This is a genomic window from Nonomuraea sp. NPDC004186 (assembly GCF_053603495.1).
The window spans coordinates 1-16,707 of the sequence record NZ_JBSGFQ010000191.1 but is presented as its reverse complement, the minus strand read 5'-3'; the positions used below and the strand labels follow the sequence as shown (position 1 = coordinate 16,707).

General features: G+C 71.6%; 16 protein-coding genes and 1 pseudogene. 7 read left to right on the top strand and 10 right to left on the bottom strand.

Going from position 1 to position 16,707, the window contains the following annotated elements:
* Positions 1-162: 162 nt before the first annotated feature.
* Both ACWEPL_RS61890 and ACWEPL_RS61885 read right to left on the bottom strand, forming a co-directional pair.
* Positions 163-798 carry a transcriptional regulator gene (locus ACWEPL_RS61890; protein ID WP_452442263.1) on the bottom strand — a complete coding sequence of 212 codons (636 nt, stop codon included), beginning with the start codon at positions 796-798 and terminating at the stop codon, positions 163-165.
* Complete coding sequence (locus tag ACWEPL_RS61885) at positions 795-1,190, bottom strand: DNA-binding protein (RefSeq protein ID WP_452442262.1); 396 nt, start codon at positions 1,188-1,190, stop codon at positions 795-797. The genes ACWEPL_RS61890 and ACWEPL_RS61885 overlap by 4 nt, the downstream gene beginning before the upstream one ends.
* A 59-nt stretch (positions 1,191-1,249) precedes the next feature.
* Here ACWEPL_RS61885 and ACWEPL_RS61880 point away from each other — a divergent pair, with 59 nt between their 5' ends.
* Positions 1,250-2,512, top strand: coding sequence for a PEP/pyruvate-binding domain-containing protein (locus tag ACWEPL_RS61880; protein WP_452442261.1), 1,263 nt, complete (start codon positions 1,250-1,252; stop codon positions 2,510-2,512).
* Between the two features lie 64 nt (positions 2,513-2,576).
* Entirely contained in the window at positions 2,577-3,182 is a 606-nt protein-coding gene (locus ACWEPL_RS61875; RefSeq protein WP_363972868.1) for a histidine phosphatase family protein, read from the top strand.
* 136 nt (positions 3,183-3,318) lie between these two features.
* On the opposite strand, the gene ACWEPL_RS61870 is transcribed toward ACWEPL_RS61875, so the two are convergent.
* Complete coding sequence (locus ACWEPL_RS61870; protein WP_452442260.1) at positions 3,319-4,233, bottom strand: endonuclease/exonuclease/phosphatase family protein; 915 nt, start codon at positions 4,231-4,233, stop codon at positions 3,319-3,321.
* Between the two features lie 144 nt (positions 4,234-4,377).
* Between ACWEPL_RS61870 and ACWEPL_RS61865 the strand changes: the two genes are divergently transcribed.
* Entirely contained in the window at positions 4,378-5,331 is a 954-nt protein-coding gene (locus tag ACWEPL_RS61865; protein ID WP_363972874.1) for a cysteine peptidase family C39 domain-containing protein, read from the top strand.
* Positions 5,332-5,358: 27 nt separating this feature from the next.
* On the opposite strand, the pseudogene sigJ reads toward ACWEPL_RS61865, so the two are convergent.
* Positions 5,359-6,210, bottom strand: a pseudogene (gene sigJ / locus ACWEPL_RS61860) (RNA polymerase sigma factor SigJ); the annotation flags it as partial.
* Positions 6,211-6,407: 197 nt separating this feature from the next.
* Here sigJ and ACWEPL_RS61855 point away from each other — a divergent pair.
* The gene (locus ACWEPL_RS61855) at positions 6,408-7,589 is read left to right on the top strand and encodes an NAD(P)/FAD-dependent oxidoreductase (protein ID WP_452442259.1); all 1,182 of its coding nucleotides are present in this window, start codon (positions 6,408-6,410) and stop codon (positions 7,587-7,589) included.
* Here the strand turns inward: ACWEPL_RS61855 and ACWEPL_RS61850 are convergent.
* Complete coding sequence (locus ACWEPL_RS61850; protein WP_363972880.1) at positions 7,562-8,527, bottom strand: ArsR/SmtB family transcription factor; 966 nt, start codon at positions 8,525-8,527, stop codon at positions 7,562-7,564. The two genes, ACWEPL_RS61855 and ACWEPL_RS61850, sit on opposite strands and share 28 nt — an antisense overlap.
* A gap of 70 nt (positions 8,528-8,597) precedes the next feature.
* Here ACWEPL_RS61850 and ACWEPL_RS61845 point away from each other — a divergent pair, with 70 nt between their 5' ends.
* A complete protein-coding gene (locus tag ACWEPL_RS61845; RefSeq protein WP_452442258.1) occupies positions 8,598-9,434 on the top strand; it encodes an alpha/beta fold hydrolase in 837 nt (278 codons plus the stop codon).
* On the opposite strand, the gene ACWEPL_RS61840 is transcribed toward ACWEPL_RS61845, so the two are convergent.
* The 5 genes from ACWEPL_RS61840 to ACWEPL_RS61820 all read right to left on the bottom strand — a co-directional run bounded on the left by ACWEPL_RS61840 (position 9,403) and on the right by ACWEPL_RS61820 (position 15,021).
* Positions 9,403-10,476: a LacI family DNA-binding transcriptional regulator gene (locus ACWEPL_RS61840; RefSeq protein WP_363972886.1), complete on the bottom strand. Its 1,074-nt coding sequence runs from the start codon at positions 10,474-10,476 to the stop codon at positions 9,403-9,405. The two genes, ACWEPL_RS61845 and ACWEPL_RS61840, sit on opposite strands and share 32 nt — an antisense overlap.
* Before the next feature lie 53 nt (positions 10,477-10,529).
* Complete coding sequence (locus tag ACWEPL_RS61835) at positions 10,530-11,693, bottom strand: glycoside hydrolase family 68 protein (RefSeq protein ID WP_452442257.1); 1,164 nt, start codon at positions 11,691-11,693, stop codon at positions 10,530-10,532.
* 219 nt (positions 11,694-11,912) lie between these two features.
* Complete coding sequence (locus ACWEPL_RS61830) at positions 11,913-12,737, bottom strand: carbohydrate ABC transporter permease (RefSeq protein ID WP_350739560.1); 825 nt, start codon at positions 12,735-12,737, stop codon at positions 11,913-11,915.
* The gene (locus ACWEPL_RS61825) at positions 12,734-13,663 is read right to left on the bottom strand and encodes a carbohydrate ABC transporter permease (protein ID WP_452442256.1); all 930 of its coding nucleotides are present in this window, start codon (positions 13,661-13,663) and stop codon (positions 12,734-12,736) included. Before ACWEPL_RS61825 ends, ACWEPL_RS61830 begins: the two co-directional genes overlap by 4 nt.
* A 5-nt stretch (positions 13,664-13,668) precedes the next feature.
* Positions 13,669-15,021: an ABC transporter substrate-binding protein gene (locus ACWEPL_RS61820; RefSeq protein WP_452442255.1), complete on the bottom strand. Its 1,353-nt coding sequence runs from the start codon at positions 15,019-15,021 to the stop codon at positions 13,669-13,671.
* A gap of 177 nt (positions 15,022-15,198) precedes the next feature.
* Between ACWEPL_RS61820 and ACWEPL_RS61815 the strand changes: the two genes are divergently transcribed.
* Both ACWEPL_RS61815 and ACWEPL_RS61810 read left to right on the top strand, forming a co-directional pair.
* A complete protein-coding gene (locus ACWEPL_RS61815) occupies positions 15,199-16,230 on the top strand; it encodes a LacI family DNA-binding transcriptional regulator (RefSeq protein ID WP_452442254.1) in 1,032 nt (343 codons plus the stop codon).
* Positions 16,231-16,336: 106 nt separating this feature from the next.
* Positions 16,337-16,707, top strand: a 371-nt coding sequence (locus ACWEPL_RS61810) for a Gfo/Idh/MocA family protein (protein ID WP_452442253.1), incomplete at its 3' end; no start/stop codon positions are given.

Here is a 16,707-nt window from a genome sequence, read left to right as displayed (position 1 = left end):
ACCCGCCCGCGGAGCGAGCGGCCGAGCCTGCATGTCCGAGTCGGCCACCCGCCCGCGGAGCGAGTGGCCGAGCCGCCGTGTCAGGGTCGGCCACCCGCCCGCGGAGCGAGTGGCCGAGCCGCCGTGTCAGGGTCGGCCACCGGCCCGCGGAGCGCCGGCGTGTCAGGCTTCCGCGCCCCGGTCGATGCCGAGCGTGGCGATGAGATCTTCGTGGAGCTCGAACCAGACCCGATGGCAGGAGTCGACGTCGGTGCGGTCGACCCAGGCGCCCTCCCCGGCTCGGGCGCGCGCCAGGGCCGCGGTGAACCGGGTGTCGTATCCGCGGAACCGGGTCAGGACGCTCCCGAGCCGGTCCGCGAGCGGCGCGAGTGCGCGGTCGATGCCGCCGAGCTCGTAGAGGATCCGGGCGTCCCAGGCGAAATCGGAGTGATCGTTGGGGGCGAGCCGATCGCCGGCGGTGGGCCTGAGCTGCCAGTCGGTGCAGGCCCGCAGCAGGAGGGCGTTCAGCGGGAGGAACTCGCGGTAGACGTCATGAACCTCGTCGGCGCCGCCGACGCCGGCGAGCTCGGCCGCGAGCTGGCGCTCGTTCTCGGCCCGGCCCGCTTCCGTCAATGACCAGCCTCCGGAGCCCGCGAAGGCGGTGTGCTGAACCCAGCCACGCGCCTCGGCGTCGTACAGCATCTCTTTTGTCTCGGCCGCGTCGAGCCCGTACCGGCGAGCGATCACCGGGGTGTCCGCGTACCCGGTGATGCGCACGGAGTGCAGGGCCAGGAGGCCGGGCGAGGAGTCCCGCGTCACGAGCCGTCCTCCTGCCGGGCCGTCAGGCGGTTGTAGTGCTGCTGGCACGCCTGCGGCGAGTTGAACCCCATCGCGTGCGCCATCTGCGCCCAGGTCAGCCCCGCGCTCCGGGCCATGAACAGCAGGCCGGACTCGAGTCCTTCGATCTCGGCGCGCGCGGCGGGCAGGAGGGCGAGCGCGCTCAGGACGTCCTCCGGGTCCAGGTCGGCGTGCCGCCAGACGGCGAACTGCACGAGGTCGACCGCCGACGGCGGGGCGGGCGGGGGCCGCCACGGGCGGGCGTCGAGCGCGTCCGCGCCCAAGCTCAGAAGACGCTCACTCGCGTCCTGCTCACGTCGGGCCTGGACGTGGTCGGCGTCCCCGGTGTGAGCGATGTCGTCCTTGCGTGCCATGCGACTTATGATGCAGAATCAACGAAACGTTGTCAATAATTCGTTGAAGGGTGGAACGGGTGATCGTACCCTTGGTGGAGGCTGTCTCCGGCACGTGCGGGGGCAAGGCAGGCGCGCTCGGCGCGTTGCTCCGCGCGGGTCTGCCGGTTCCTGACGGCTTCGTCGTCTCGTACGACGCTTACCTCGCCACCGTCCGCGACCTGGACCTCGGCGGGCCGGACGATCCTGACGCGATGCGGCCGGCGATCGAGGCCCGCCCGGTCCAAGCCTCCGTGATCGACGCGCTGGGACGCGCGCTCGACGGGCTCGGCGATCCGCCCGTGGCGGTGAGATCGTCGGCGGCGAACGAGGACACCGGCCAGGCCTCGGCGGCCGGCCAGCACGAGAGCTTCCTCGCCGTGCGCGGGGCCGGCGAGGTCGCCGATGCCGTACGTGCCTGCTGGGCCTCGCTCTTCTCGCCACGAGCCATCGACTACCGGCGCGACAACCGGCGCGACAACCGCCGTGACGACCGCCGTGACGACCGCCGCGACGACCGGCCGTCGGACGATCTGGCGATGGCCGTCATCGTCCAGCGCCATCTGGATGCCGAGGTGTCCGGGGTCATGTTCACCCCCGCGGACCCGTACGGCGCGACCGAGATCGAGGCGTCCTGGGGCCTCGGCCCCAGCGTCGTCGGGGGCACGGTCACCCCCGACGCCTACCGCGTCGCCGAGGACGGGTCGGTCACCCGTACCATCGCCGACAAACGGACCCGCCTTGACCGGCGCGGCCGGCAGCTCGTCGTCAGCGACGTGCCCGCCCCAGCCCGGGACCGGCCGGCGATCGACGACGCGACCGCCACGCGACTCGCCCGGCTGGGCAAAGAGATCGCCGCCCTACGCGGTGGACCGCAGGACATCGAGTGGGCGATCGCCGACGGCCGCATCTGGGTCCTGCAGGCACGGCCGGTCACCGCCGCTCCCCCACCGCCTTCCGGCACCTCGGACACCCCGGCCGGCACCCTCACCGGAACGCCGGGCAGCCGCGGGACCGTGACCGGCACCGCGAGGATCGTCCGGGGTCCCGGCGACTTCGCGCGCGTCCACCCGGGCGACATCCTCGTCTGCCCCTTCACCGACCCGGCGTGGACGCCGCTGCTGCGCATCGCCGCAGGCGTCGTCACCGAGACCGGGGGCGTGCTCTCGCACGCCGCGATCGTCGCCCGCGAGCTCGGCATCCCCGCCGTCCTCGGCGTCCCGGACGCGACGGGCAGGCTCCACGACGGCACCGTCGTCACCATCGACGGCAGCACCGGCGCCGTCACGGCCACGAACGCGTGACCGTTCACCTCATCGAAAGGAGACGGGGAAACGGGCCCGTACGGGCACCGCGCCCTCACCACTCATGGCAACGCGACACCTCTACCTGGCACGCCACGGCGCGGCCGACGCGTTCGGGAAGCTCACCGACGTCGGGCACCGGCAGGCGAGCCTGCTGGGCGAACGGCTCGCCGGCATCCCGGTCGACGCCGTGTGGCACTCCCCGCTGCCGCGCGCCACGGCGAGCGCGCACGAACTCGCCCGGCATCTGCCGGACGTCCCCGTGACCGAGGCCGCCGAGCTCATCGACCACGTGCCCTACGTTCCCGGCGCGGCCGAAACGCCCCGGTCCTGGGCGGGCTTCTTCGACGGCTACGACGAGGCCGAGGCGGCCTCCGGCCACAGGCTCGCCGAGGCCCTGGTCGCCCGGTTCGCGAAGGTCCCCGACCACGGGCCCCGGCCCGACACCCACGAGGTCCTGGTGACGCACGCCTACCCGATCGCGTGGCTGGTCCGGCACGCGCTGGACGCGCCGCCGTCCCGGTGGCTCGGGCTGAACAGCGCCAACACCGCGCTGACGGTCATCGAGTACCGCGACGGCCTGCCGCCCACGATCGTGATGTTCAACGACATGAGCCACCTCCCGCCCGGCCTGCGCTGGACCGGTTTCCCCGACAGCGTGCGGCCGTAACGGTCACGCCGCGAGGTCCAGCGACGGGAGGCGCGGGCCTCGGCGGGCGCGCTCATGCTGGAGGGCGCCCGCCCCGCCCACAGGAACTCGGTCATCTGCTCGCGCCCCACCCGGCTTCCCAGTCAGGGCCCCGGGCTCACGTCGCGGGCAGGTTGACGGTCATCCACATGGGCCGGTGATCGGAGGACGCGACCGGAGATCCCGGCACGCCGCAGGTGTGCGCGATGCCCGGCTGGGTGAACAGGTAGTCCAGCTTCACGGTCGCGTCGTTGTCGTGCGGGGTGGTCGTGTAGTACGTCCCGGGACCGGTACGCGGGGAGGACTGGTCGGCCTGCGCGCATTCGACGAACGCGTTGTAGAGAGGTGTGAGACCGCCGGAGGCGGCACTTGCGGGCGGTGTCCTGTTGAGGTCCCCGCCGAAGATCACCCGGAATCGGGACGGCCAGACGAACTCCTGGTAGGCCGTGACCTGCTGGGCGCGGATGCTGCCGGTGGGGTCCTCACCGCCGTTGCTGAAGTGCGCGTTGCAGAGCTTCACCTGCCAGGACTCGACGGTGGCGCACATGGCCACCCGCCATTCGGTGCCCTCGACGGAGGGCAGGTACGTGATCCCGTACCAGGTGTTCTCCTCGGGCACGGCGATCGCGATGCCGTAGTCGCCGCGGCCGCGGACGCACTGCTTGTCGGGCGCGGCCGCCGGGTCGGCGCCCCGCTTGATCTTGATGGGCGCGAAGCGCACGTCCCATCCGCTGCCGTAGTGCTCCTCGAGCTCGCGTTCGAGCGGCTTGGCGAAGGAGCTGCAGAACTCCTGGATGATGGCCGCGTCCATGGGGGCGCCGTGACCGAGCATGTGCCATCTGACGGCCGCGATCAGCCCGTCCGGGTCCTCGTAGTACTGGCAGTCGCCGTTGTTGCCGCACACGTTCCACGTCATGATCTTGATGGTCCGCGCCGGGACGGCGGCCTGCGCGGGCACGCCGCCTGCCGCCAGGAGTCCGGCCGTGAGCGCCAGTGCCGCCATGACGGCGCCGAACAGGCGTGAACGCGTCATCGAGAGTCCTTCCGCGGTTGCGTGATCCGTGATGACGGTACAGATGCGTCAACGAGCCGGCCGGTTCTTGATCTCGCTCTCGGCGAACGCGCCGGTGGCCGCCGGGCTTGACCCTGACATCGTGTGAGGCGGAACGGTATGGCCATGTCTGTCACCTATATCGGCTCCGGGCCGTACTGCTACTCCAACTCCCTCGCGATGCTCCTCGGTGACGAGGCGCCGCCTCCGGCCGTGATCGAGGTCCTGACGGGCTCCCCCTACGGAATGGAGCTGATCGGCGGGCGCCTTCCGCTGTTCGACCCGTTCGGCTGGGACCCCGAGATCGGGCTCGACGACGCGATCGGCCTGCTCGGCTGGGAGTGCCAGCGCGTGGACGGGGGAACGGCCGCGGCGGCGCTCGACCGGCTGCGCCGGGCGTGCCAGGACGGCCCGGTGCTGGCCGGGCCGCTCGAGCTCGGTCTGCTGTCGTTCCAGCCGGGGTCGGGCAAGGCGATCGGCGCCGACCACTACGTGGTGGTGCTGGAGGTGGACGGCGACACCGTGCTCATGCACGACCCGGAGGGCTACCCGTACGCCACGCTGCACGCCGACGCCTTCGCCGAGGCGTGGCGCGGGGAGCTGATCCGCTACCTGAATCGGCCGTTCCGGATGCGGTACGGGTTCACCCGGCGGGAGGTGGTCACCCCGGAGGAGGCGCTGCGCCGCTCGCTGCCCGCCGGGGCGGCCTGGCTGGCCGGGCGGACGGACGTGGAGGTCCCTCCCGGCACGCTGGGGCAGGCGGAGGCCGCCGAGCGCACCGCCCGGCTGATCGAGGAAGGGCTGGATCCCGAGATCAGGCAGTTGTGGCAGGCGTTCGCGGTACGGGTGGGCGCCCGGCGCCTCAACGACCTGGCCGCCTGCCTGTCATCCCTCGGTCTCGACGCGGCCGCGGCCGTCGCCGGGGTGCAGGCCCGCATCGTCGGAGGGCTGCAGGGTCCGGTCGTGTCGGGCGACGACGTGGCGCTCGCGGCCGGCCTGCGCCGCTTGGCTCCGACGTACGAACGGCTGCGCGCCGCCCTGATCGCCGGCGAGTGGGCGTCCCCGGGAACACCCTCCTGAAGGTCCCGTCATCCACGACCGGAGCTTGTCGGGGTTGCGTACCGCCCAGATGCGTTTGATCCGGTCGTCCGCGATGTCGAACGCCATCACCGCCATGATGGCGCCGTCCTCCAGGGCGATCAGGCCGGGCCGGCCGTTGACCGTGCGCTCCAGGATCGTCAGGTTGCGGAGCCTGCCGGTGAAATGGACCAGCGGGCGTACGATCTGCTCCGCGCCTTGGACCGGGCGCAGCACGGCGCTGACGATGCCGCCGCCGTCGGCGATGGCGGTGGCGTCGGGGTCGAGGAGGTCGATGAGCGCTTTGATGTCCTTGGCCTCCCACGCCTGCTTGAAGTTCCTGACGATGCCGGCCTGCCGGGACGCCGGCGTCGCGGGAGCCTGCGAGGCGCCGATGCGGCGGCGGGCCGAGGAGGCGAGCTGGCGGCAGGCCGCCGGGGTACGGCCGACGATCTCGGCCACTTCGGCGAAGGAGTAGCGGAAGACGTCGTGCAGGATGAACGTGACGCGCTCGGCCGGGGTCATCGACTCCAGCACGACCAGGAAGGCCATGTTGACCGACTCGTCGAGGGCGACGCGGTCGGCCGGGTCGACGGTGATGCCGTCCGATCGCCCGGTGATCCACTCCGTGGGTTCGGGTAGCGGCTCGGGGATCCATTCGCCCACGTAGGTCTCGCGCCGGGCCCGTGCCGAGGAGAGCACGTTGAGGCAGACGCGGCTGGCGACCTTGGTCAACCAGGCGCCGGGAACCGCGATGGCGTCCTGCTCCTGGCGGGTCATGGCGTACCAGCGGGCGTAGGTCTCCTGGACGACGTCCTCGGCATCGGCCAGGGAGCCGAGCAGCCGGTACGCCAGATTGATCAGCTGGCGCCGCTCGCTCATGATCGCGCTCAGGCCCGGGTCGAGCCGGCCGCCTCCTGGCTCGGACTGGATGGTCATGGTGTCGCCGGCTCCCTCGGTCGCGTTCCGCTCTCACCGGTCCGACAAGACAGCGCGGTGAACTGTGAGGTTGGCGCGTCGCCTCACATTCCGAGGGGTTGTGTTGTCGGTTCGGTGAGATCGAGAAGGGAAACCTCGCCATGTCCACGCACCCCACCCTCACCAAGGTCATCGTCATCGGCGGCGGTTACGCCGGAACGCTGGCGGCCAACCATCTGCGGATACGCGCCGACGTCGGCATCACCGTGGTCAATCCCCGCCCGGAGTTCGTCGAACGGGTCCGGCTGCACCAGTTCGTGGCCGGCACCAGGGAGGCCACGGTGGACTACGGCACGCTGCTCGGCGACGGCATCCGGTTGGTCGTCGACAGCGCCGCACGCATCGACACCACCACCCGTACAGTGCGGCTGGAGTCGGGCGGCGCGCTGGACTACGACTACGTCATCTACGCCGTCGGCAGCACCGGGGCGATACCGTCCTCGGTGCCCGGGGCGGCCGAGTTCGCGTTCGACATCGCCGAGTACGAGCCCGCGCAGCGGCTGCGTGCCAGGCTGGAGGAGTTGCCCCTCGATGCTCCGATCACCGTGGTCGGCGGCGGGTTGACCGGCATCGAGACGGCCGCCGAGCTGGCCGAACAAGGACGCGCGGTCACGCTGGTGTGCGGCCGGGCCCTGGCGCCGTCCTTCGGCGCGCCCGCGCGCCGGGCCGTGGCCACGTGGCTGTCCCGGCACCGCGTCGCGGTGCTCGAGGACGGCATGGTGCGCGAGGTCCGCCCGGACGCGGTCGTCTTCACCGACGGTGGGGTACGCGCGAGCGCGCTGACCATCTGGGCGGGCGGTTTCGGCGTGCCGCGGTTGGCGGCCGCGAGCGGGCTGCGCACCGACGCGCTCGGCCGGCTGCTCACCGACGAGACGCTGACCAGCGTCGACGACGACCGCATCGTGGCGACCGGCGACGCCGCCGCGCCGTCCGGCCGGCCGCTGCGGATGAGCTGCTACGCCGCCGGCCCGCTCGGGGCGCAGGCCGCCGACACCGTGCTGAGCCGCATCGCCGGGACCGAACCGGCGGTGATCAGCCTGGCCTTCTCGGGCGCGTGTGTCAGCCTCGGCCGGCACACCGGCATCCGACAGCTCGCCCGCAAGGACGACACCGCGGTGAACCTCTACGTCGGCGGCCGCATGGGCGCGACGATCAAGGAGGTGACCTGCAACTTCGCGGTGAAGAGGATCCGTCGCGAGGCCCGCAGACCGGGTTCCCTCTTCTGGGTGAAGGGCGGCCCGCGTCCCGAGCAGCCTTATGGAGCTGAGCTGCCCAACAGGTGATCCGCCCGTTCCGTGCGCAGGTGAAGCGCGGTTCGGCCCTTGCGCTGCGTCGAGACGAGACCCGCCCCTCGCAGCGCGCCCAGGTGTTGCGACACGGCGCTGGGGGTGATGCCCAGGCGGGCGGCCAGGGCCGCGGTCGTCCGGGGTTCGGCCAGGGCGGCGAGCAGCGCCGTCCTCGTGTGCCCCAGCACCGGGGCCAGGCCCGCCAGCGCCGGCGGGGGCGGCTCCCAGAGCAGGCCGACGCCCACCGCCGGATAGCGGATCGACGCGGCGGCGACGGGCGACTTGTCGACGCCCACGTTCGGCCAGTTGAAGACGCTGGGCAGCAGGACCAGGCCCTGCCCACCGGTGTCCACCGTGTAGACGGCATGCGAGGTGCGCCGGCCGTGCACCACCAGCTGGCCGCCGTCCCAGGCGATGTCCCGGTGCAGCTCGGCGAACAGCGCCTGTACCCCGCCGTCCACCAGGGTGAGCGCCCGCCTGGCGACGTCGGCTTCCAGCACCGCCTGCATCCGGCCCCACTGCGGAGCGATCACCAGCTCGTGGCACCGGTGGAGCGCCTGCGCCAGCCGCGGCAGCACCGTTGCCGGCTCGGGGGCCTCCTCGGCCGGCATGCCCATCACCGCTCCGTACTCGCGCCGGAAGAAGAGCTCCTCCGTGGCCCGCAGCAGCTCCAGCTCCCTGGCCATCGACGGCAGCCGCTCCTGCGGCACCGGGAACAGGAACGACGGCATGGGTCCCGCGACGAGCGCCCGCAGCAGCGGCAGCTCGCGCTCATCCGCGATCAGCGGACGTGCCCCGCGCACCCAGGGCCGGTGCACCGCGTGCCCGCCCGTGCCCAGCAGGATCCGGAGTGCGAGCACCGTCTCCCCCAGCGGCGAGACGGCGAACCGCACCCTGGCCACCGACGCCGCGGTGAACCTGATCTCGACCGCCATCCGTCCCACCCATCATGTAGCTGTGGCTAAACGATAGCCACCGCCGCCGCCACCCCTCAGGCTGCGGGGCATGGAGTTCTTCACCTCGTACGACGGCACCAAGCTGAGCTACCACGTGGCCGGGGACGGTGCGCCGGTGGTCTGCCTGCCCGGCGGGCCGACGGCCGCCACCTATCTCGGCGACCTCGGCGGCCTGTCCGCGCAACGGCAGCTGATCATGCTGGACCCGCGCGGCACCGGCCGGTCCGCGAAACCCCAGGACACCGCGTCCTACCGCTGTGACCGGCTCGTCGCCGACGTGGAGGCCCTGCGCGCGCACCTGGGCCTGGACCGGATGGACCTGCTCGCGCACTGCGCCGGTGCGAATCTGGCCGCGCAGTACGCGGCCCGCCACCCGCGGCGCGTCGGCAGGCTTGCGCTGATCACCCCGAGCGTCCGAGCCGTCGGCATCGCGATCTCAGGTGACCTCCGGCGCGAGACGGCTCGGCTGCGCCACGACGAGCCGTGGTTCCCGGAGGCGTACGCGGCCCTCGAAACGATCGTGGCGGGCCGGGCCACGAACGACGACTGGCAGGCCGTCGCGCCGTTCTCCTATGGCCGGTGGGACGAGGTGGCGCAGGCCCATCACGCGGCGGATGCGGAGCGGCAGGACCCGGAGGTCATGACGGCCTTCGGTGCCGAAGGCGCCTTCGACCCGGACGCCACCCGCGCCGCGCTGGCCCGGTTCGCATCGCCCGTACTGTTGCTCGCCGGAGAGGTCGATCTGGGAGCGCCTCCTCCGGCCATGGCCGAGTTCGCCGGGCTGTTCCCGAACGCCGAACTCGTCATTCAGGCCCGAGCCGGACACTTCCCGTGGCTCGACGACGCCGCCCGGTTCAGGTCCACCGTCGCGGCGTTCCTGGAGTAGCCGGCGGCGGGCCGCTGCTCTCCCGCACGATGAGCTCCGGCTCGTTCCAGGTCGGAAGGGACAGTGCGGCCTCCGGCTGCAGCCTGCGCAGCAGCAGGCCGAAGCACGCTCGGCCGAGACCCTCGAAGTCGAGCCGTACAGTGGTGAGCGAGGGGTGCAGGTAGGCCGACGCCGGCGTGTCGTCGAAGCCGACCACGCTGAGATCGCCGGGGATGTCCCGTCCGGCCTCGCGCGCGGCCCGCATGACGCCCAGGGCCAGGTCGTCGTTGCCGCACAGGATGGCGGTCACCGAGCGGTCCGCCAGCAGGGAGCGCACCGCGAGGTATCCGGAGCGGGGAGTCCAGCCGCCGCGCAGAGGGTCGGGCAAGGGGCGGCCGGCGGCCCGCAGCGCGTCCTGCCAGCCACGGGTCCGCTGCGGAAGCGCGCTGGTGGAGGACGGGATGGCCATGTAGTGGACGGTCTGGTGCCCCAGGCTCAGCAGGTGGCGCGTCGCGTGCGCCGCCGCGGCCCGGTCGTCCAGCCAGAGCTGCCACGGGTTGTCGCCCGAGCCGTCGTCGGGACGTTCGACGGCGGCCGTCACCGGCACGTCCGGCGGCAGCTCGCGGAGCGCCCGCTCGCCGGGGTCGTCGTAGGCGATCACCATGACAGGCTCCTGGGGCCGGTTGAGGCGCAGGGCGACGTCCGTACCGTTCGCGCCCGGCTCCAGCACGCTGATGCCCACCGAGAAGCCGGCCGCCCTGGCCGCCTCCTCCATGCCGCGCAGCGTGGCCGCCGCGCCGAACAGGGCGGTGTCGGAGGTCAGCACGGTGACCGAGCTCGCCGGCCCACCGGCCAGCGTCCGGGCGAGCCGGTTGGGGCGGTAGCCGAGCTCGGCGATGACCTGCATCACCTTGGCCCGGGTCGACTCGCTCACGCGGGTCTTGCCGTTGATGACGCGGGAGACGGTCTGCTGGGAGACGCCGGCCACGCGGGCGACGTCCCAGATGCTCGCGGACCGGCCGGGAGGAGTGTCGTTCGGCGGCGTGTGACCGGTAACCCCCATGGTCCAGAGCCTACTTGACGGCTCCCTCGGCGAGGGGGCCGTCCGCTTGCGCCTCAGGGGTTGGCAGCGCTGTGCCGCACACCTGCCTCGGCCGGGACGACGGAGGTCGCCATCCCGTTCAAGGTGAGCTTGAGGATCGGTGCGATGGTTCCGCCGAATGCCGCTCGTGCCTGCGCGGCCCGCGCGGATCGGAGATCCACGCCCGGGGACGATCGGTAGTTGGCGAAGCTGACCACGTGGAGGTCCGGCAGCACCAGCCAGGCGTAGGCCTGGTCCGGTTCGGCGCTGGGATTCCGGAGTACGAGCCCGGACCCGTTGAGCGGCTCGTACGGCCCCGTCAGGCTGGGAGAGACGAAGCCGTAGAGCCCGGTGGGCGCGGAGTCGGCCGGGTGGAAGGAGTGGCGCTGGGTGGAGAAGAAGAGGTAGTACCGGGACCGGTGGACGATGATGTGCGGCCGTTCCAGCTCATGGTTGATGCCCTCGGCCACGACGAGAGGCGGCAGCAGGGACCAGGCGCCGTTCCGCGTCTCGGCCAGGGCGATCGCACCGCTGAAAGGGTCGCCTTCCGCGACGGACGCGGCGACGAGCAGGTAATCGCGCCCGTCAGCCGGGTCGCGGAACCAGCCGGGATCGCGAAATGCCCTGATACGCCCCGGCGCCCCAGTGATCTCCTCGGCCGGCAGGTACATGCGGCCGTCCGAGCGGAGGAGCTCACGGTGCTCGGCGCCCGGGTCCAGCAGGATCCGGCGGCCGTCGGCGACCAAGGCGGGGCGGGCCTCGACGACGCGCTGCCGGAACGTCGGAGGCGTTTCTCCGCGCCGTCCGGCGGCCGTGTAGAACACCGACACGGTGTCGTCGGGGCGGCGGACCGCCGATCCCGACCATTCCCGGCTGCCCGGCGAGGCGCCGTCGGCGAACGCGTGCCCCAGGTCCGTCCAGCTGTCGCCGTCCTTGGCGAGCAGGCGGATGCGGGCCTGGTCGTGGCGCTCCTCGGGGTGAGCGAGGAGCGGCGCCGACAGCGCCATCCACAGCTCCTGGCCGCCGATCACGCAGGTCGAGCCGTCTTCCTCCTGGACGGGCCACAGGTCCCACAGGTCGTGGTCCGGCAGGATCCGGGGCAGGGCCGCGGGGTCGAAGACGGGTGCCGTGGTCGCGGCGGCTTCGACGAGCAGCTCCAGGTGCCGCCGCGTCCAGCGCGCGGGTAGGCCGACACTCATGCGGCTCCCGTCGGATATGGCGCAGCGTTCAGTCGCCCTTGTGTGGGCATGCGGACAACCTTCCTTTTCATCCGCGCCTGCGCTCCTGCGGGTCGAGCCGGGCGGCGTGGGCCGGTTCGATCGCTCCGGTGATTCCCGAGTGGTCGCACGGCGCCCGCGAGGGTCTCCTGGGGTGTGGCCGCCGGCATCGTGCGGGTCGCGATGTCGCGTTCATCGCCGTCAGCCCTTCAGGGAGCCCTGGAGCAGGGCCTTGACGAAGTGCCGCTGGAAGATGAGGAAGATCACGAGCGTGGGGGTCAGGATCAGCAGCGACCCGGCGCACAGCAGCGGGATGTCGGTGCCCCACTGCCCCTGGAAGGCGCCCAGCGCGCCGGACATGGTGCGCTTGGTCGGGTCGTCGACCAGGACGATGGCCAGCAGGAACTGGTTCCAGGTCCACAGGAACAGCAGGATGCCCAGGGACGAGATCGCCGGCATGGCCAGAGGGACGTGGATGCGCCGGAACAACTGCCAGACGTTGGCCCCGTCCATCCGCGCGCTCTCGGACAGCTCGCCGGGCATGTTGACGAAGTGCGCGCGCATCCAGAAGACGGAGAACGGCATGAACAGGCCGATGAGCGGCAGGATGATCGCCCAGCGCGTGTTGAGCAGTCCCATGTCGCGGATCTGGTAGTACAGCGGCGTGATGATGCCCTCGAAGGGCAGGGTCAGGCCGAGCACGAACAGCAGGAAGATCACGCGACCGCCGATGACGCGCAGGTGGCCGATGGCGAAGCCGGCCATCGTCGCCAGGACGATGGAGATCGGGACCACGCCGAGCACGATGAGGACGCTCGACTTCAGCAGCTCGCCCATGTTCGCGGCCCGGAAGGCGGCGAGGAAGTTGCCCCACTGCGGGTCGGCCGGCCAGGCCAGCCCGGCCGGGTAGGTGCCTGACGGGTGCAGGGCGGTGACGAACAGGCTGAGGAACGGCAGGATCGTGATCGCCATCATGGCGATGAGCAGCACCCTGCCGGTCCAGGACTCCCGCCACGAGGTGATCATCGGTTGCCCTCCTTGGTGAACCACTGGATGGGAAGGGCGCAGGCGATCACGAGGACCATGAGCACCAGGGCCAGGGCCGAGGCCATGCCGACCTCGCGTTCGGAGAAGGCCAGGTAGTAGATCTGCAGGCCGGGCACCATGGTCGTGTTGCCCGGGCCGCCCTGGGTGGAGATGTAGATGATGTCGAAGCTGGCCAGGGCGGCGATCACGGTCACGGTGACGCAGACCGCGATCTCCTGCCGCAGGCTGGGGACGGTGATCGAGACGAACTCCCGCCACGGGCCGGCGCCGTCCAGCCGGGCGGCCTCGTACAGGGACGGGTCGATCTTGCTCATGCCGGCCAGGAGCAGCAGCGTGCACAGGCCGAGGAGCACCCATGCGCCGATCATCCCGACCGCCGGCAGCGCGGTGGAGAAATCGCCCAGCCAGGCGCGGGTGATCCCGCCGAGGCCGACGAGCGAGAGCAGCTGGTTGATCACGCCGGTGGAGGCCAGCAGCCAGCTCCAGGCGATGCCGGCGGCCACCAGCGGGATGACCTGCGGCAGGAAGAGAACGGTCCGCGCCACGAGGGCCAGCCGGCTTTGGGCGATGCGCCGGATGGTGGCGGCGATGGCCAGGCCCAGCAGGACCGGGATCGCGCTGAAGAAGACGATGAGCTTGACGGCGTTGATCAGCGAGTCGTACAGGTCCGGGTCGGTGAAGACCTTCCCGAAGTTGGCCAGACCGACCCAGGTGGACGGGCCGATGCCGTCCCACTCGTACAGCGAGTACTGGAACGTCAGGGCGATCGGACGCAGGACGAAGACCGCGTAGAAGGCGAACGCCGGCGCGACGAACAGCCAGCCGACCAGGCCGCGCGCGTCGCGCAGCCTGGCCGCGACCGGGCGGCGGTGCGGGGATCGGGCGCCGGCAGGACGGGTGACCACCTGCGTCAGTTCCCTTCGAGCTGGCCGGCGTAGTCGGCCTGGACCGTCTTCAGCAGCTCCTGCGGCTTCTGCTGCCCGGCCACCAGCTTCTGCAGCTGGGGCGTCCAGCTCTTGGCGTAGATGGCGCCGGTGGCGTTGGCGATGAAGTCCATCGCGCCGTTGTCCTTGGAGATGTCCGCTCCGGCCGCCAGCGTGCCGGCGGTGACCTTGTCCGCGGCCACCTCGGGCATGTACGCGTCGGCGGGACCCATCGGACGCGAGCCGCCGACCTCGACGCCGATCTCGCGGGCCCGCTTGTCGGTGGCCACCCAGTCGAGGAAGAAGGCGGCGCAGTCGGCGTTCTTGGCGTTCGCGGCGATGCCGAAGGTGAGGGGCGCCGACATGGCGGCCCGCTTGCCGCCCTGCTGCGCCGGCGGCATCAGGGAGAAGCCGACGTCGCCCGGCATCTGCTTGTCGAGGTTGCCGGACTCCCAGTCGCCGTTGAACATGAACAGCCCCTGGCCGTCGATGAAGCGGCTCATCATCGTCGCGTAGTCGACCGCGTTGACGTCCTTCTCGAAGTATCCCGCCTTGATCCACCGTTCCAGGTGCTGGACGGCCTGCAGGTTCGACGGGGTGTCGATCGTGGCGCCGGGCTTCTGGAAGATCCAGTCGTTGATCGGGGCGGCCGGGCCGTAGGAGGCCATGAGGTCCTGCAGCGGGAACGCCAGGCCGCCGGTGGCGCCGCCGTTGAACTGCACGATGGGCGTGATGCCCGCCTTCTTGGCCTTGTCCAGCAGCGCGTCGAGCTCGGCCAGCGTGGCGGGCGGCGCGGACATCCCGATCTTCGCGGCGAGCTTCTTGTTGTAGAAGATCCCGGTCATGCTGGAGTTGAGGCCCAGGGCGTACAGCGAGCCCTCGCCGCGCGGCCGCCCGCCCGGGCCGAGGCGCAGCTGCTCAAGCTGGGAAGCCGGCCACTTGTCCCAGCCGAACACCTTCGCGTAGCCGTCGAGGTTCTTCAGCAGGTTGTCCTTGACCAGCTCGGAGACCTGGGGCAGGCGCATCAGGTCGGGCGGGTTGTCCGCCAGCACGCGGGGGGCGTTCTGCGTGATCACGGCGAACTGGTCCTCGCGGATGTTCCACGTGACGTTCGGGTGCTGCTTGGTGAACTCGGTGGTCAGCGCCTTGGGCAGCGGGAAACCGGTCTCGAAGTAGCCGTTCATCGTGATCGGCGCCGTGCCGCAGGTGGGCGCCGCGGACGGGGCCGGCGCGCTGGTGGCCGCGGGCTGCGGGCTGTTGCTGCCGGGAGCCGCGCAGGCGGCGGCCAGCGTCCCCATGGCGATCACCAGCGCGGCCCCGGAGCGACCTCGACGAGCCATGTGCATCTCCTCTGCTGCCTGGGACAATCGGCGCAGGCTGATGTCCCGAACTCCGTTGCTAAATCGGGTTAGCGCCCGTTAGTCTCACGGTGCGTGTCGTACGATGTCAACCCCCCGTAACCCACTCTTGACGATCGGAGGTCCTGGGTGAGCCCACGACGGGTCACCTTGGCGGATGTGGCCAAGGCTGCCGGCGTCTCCCGCACGACCGCTTCGCTCGTCCTGTCCGGCCGCGGCCGTGAGCTGCGCATCTCTCAGGACGTCGAGCAGCGGGTGCTGAAAGCGGCCGACGAGTTGCAGTACCGGCCCAACATCGTCTCCGTCGGCCTGCGTACGGGCACCACCCGGACGATCGGCTTCATCTCCGACACCATCGCCACCTCGCGGCTGGCCGGTGACATGATCAAGGGAGCGCTCGAGACCGCCCGCGACCGCGGCTTCATGCTGTTCATCGGTGAGACCGAGGGCGACGCCGAACTCGAAAGCCTCCTGCTGCAGGCCATGCATGACCGGCAGGTGGACGGGCTCGTCCTGGCCTCGATGTTCACCAGGACCATCAAGGTGCCCAAGACCATCACGGCCACGCCCGCCGTGCTGCTCAACGCGCTGCCCGAACAGCCCACTCCCCTGCCCGCCGTCCTTCCCGACGAGGTCGAGGCCGGCCGCCGCGCCGCCCGCATCCTGCTCGAGGCCGGCCACCGCGACGGCATCTACCTGATCGGCGCCGGTCCGGGTCTGCGTGACGTGCCCGCCGAGAGCGTCGCGGCGGTGGAACGGCTCGTCGGCATCCGCGAAGCACTCGGCGAGGTGGGGGTCGAGGTGGCGGGTGCCCGCACCTGCCCCGACTGGCAGCCCGAATACGGCCTCGCCGCGACCCGCGACCTCCTGCACACCGCCCAGCCGCGCGCGCTGATCTGCTTCAACGACCGCATCGCCATGGGCGCCTACCAGGCGCTCGACGATTTCGGACTCAAGGTGCCCGCCGACGTCTCCGTCGTCTCCTTCGACGACCATCCCATCGCCTCGTGGATGCGCCCCAAGCTGACCACCGTGGCGCTGCCCCATTACGAGCTGGGTCGCAAGGCCGTCGACGTGCTGTTCACCGAGATCGACCGCGACCGCGCGGACGGCGACCGGGTGGGCGAAGTGCACCGGGTTCCGATGCCCGTACGCAGCCGCGAGTCCGTCGCGCCGTCACCCCTCGGCTGAAGGCCCACCTGGGGGACAAGGCGGGCGTTGACACCCCGGCGTGATCGAAACTAAGTTGGCCGAGAAAAGTGATCGATCACTTTTTGGGTCGTCCGAGGGAGTGTTCATGCCTGCGTTTCCGTCCCCGGTCCGCGTCGCCGTCGTCGGCGCCGGGGGCATCGCGAGAATCAGCCACCTTCCCGCCCTGGCCGCGGCCGGCGACGCGGTGCGGGTCCTGGCCGTGTGCGACGTCGACTCCGCCCGCGCGAACAAGCTGGCCGAATCCCACGGCATCCCGGGCCGCTACACGGATGTGGCGGACCTGCTGGCGCGGGAGAGCCCCGATCTGGTCGTCGTCGCGACCCCGCCGGTGGCGCACCGGGAGGCGGTGATCGCCGGCCTGGACGCCGGCGCGTGGGTCTGGTGCGAGAAGCCGCCGACGCTGTCGCTGGCCGAGTACGACGAGATCACCGCCCACGAGAAGGACGGCGGCCCGTA

Coding starts and splice junctions, on each gene's coding strand:
- ACWEPL_RS61855 (WP_452442259.1), top strand. CDS start 6,408: ATGTCCACGCACCCCACCCTCACCAAGGTCATCGTCATCGGCGGCGGT.
- ACWEPL_RS61840 (WP_363972886.1), bottom strand. CDS start 10,476: ATGGGGGTTACCGGTCACACGCCGCCGAACGACACTCCTCCCGGCCGG.
- ACWEPL_RS61870 (WP_452442260.1), bottom strand. CDS start 4,233: ATGACGCGTTCACGCCTGTTCGGCGCCGTCATGGCGGCACTGGCGCTC.
- ACWEPL_RS61885 (WP_452442262.1), bottom strand. CDS start 1,190: ATGGCACGCAAGGACGACATCGCTCACACCGGGGACGCCGACCACGTC.
- ACWEPL_RS61865 (WP_363972874.1), top strand. CDS start 4,378: ATGTCTGTCACCTATATCGGCTCCGGGCCGTACTGCTACTCCAACTCC.
- ACWEPL_RS61850 (WP_363972880.1), bottom strand. CDS start 8,527: ATGGCGGTCGAGATCAGGTTCACCGCGGCGTCGGTGGCCAGGGTGCGG.
- ACWEPL_RS61845 (WP_452442258.1), top strand. CDS start 8,598: ATGGAGTTCTTCACCTCGTACGACGGCACCAAGCTGAGCTACCACGTG.
- ACWEPL_RS61875 (WP_363972868.1), top strand. CDS start 2,577: ATGGCAACGCGACACCTCTACCTGGCACGCCACGGCGCGGCCGACGCG.
- ACWEPL_RS61820 (WP_452442255.1), bottom strand. CDS start 15,021: ATGGCTCGTCGAGGTCGCTCCGGGGCCGCGCTGGTGATCGCCATGGGG.
- ACWEPL_RS61835 (WP_452442257.1), bottom strand. CDS start 11,693: ATGAGTGTCGGCCTACCCGCGCGCTGGACGCGGCGGCACCTGGAGCTG.
- ACWEPL_RS61830 (WP_350739560.1), bottom strand. CDS start 12,737: ATGATCACCTCGTGGCGGGAGTCCTGGACCGGCAGGGTGCTGCTCATC.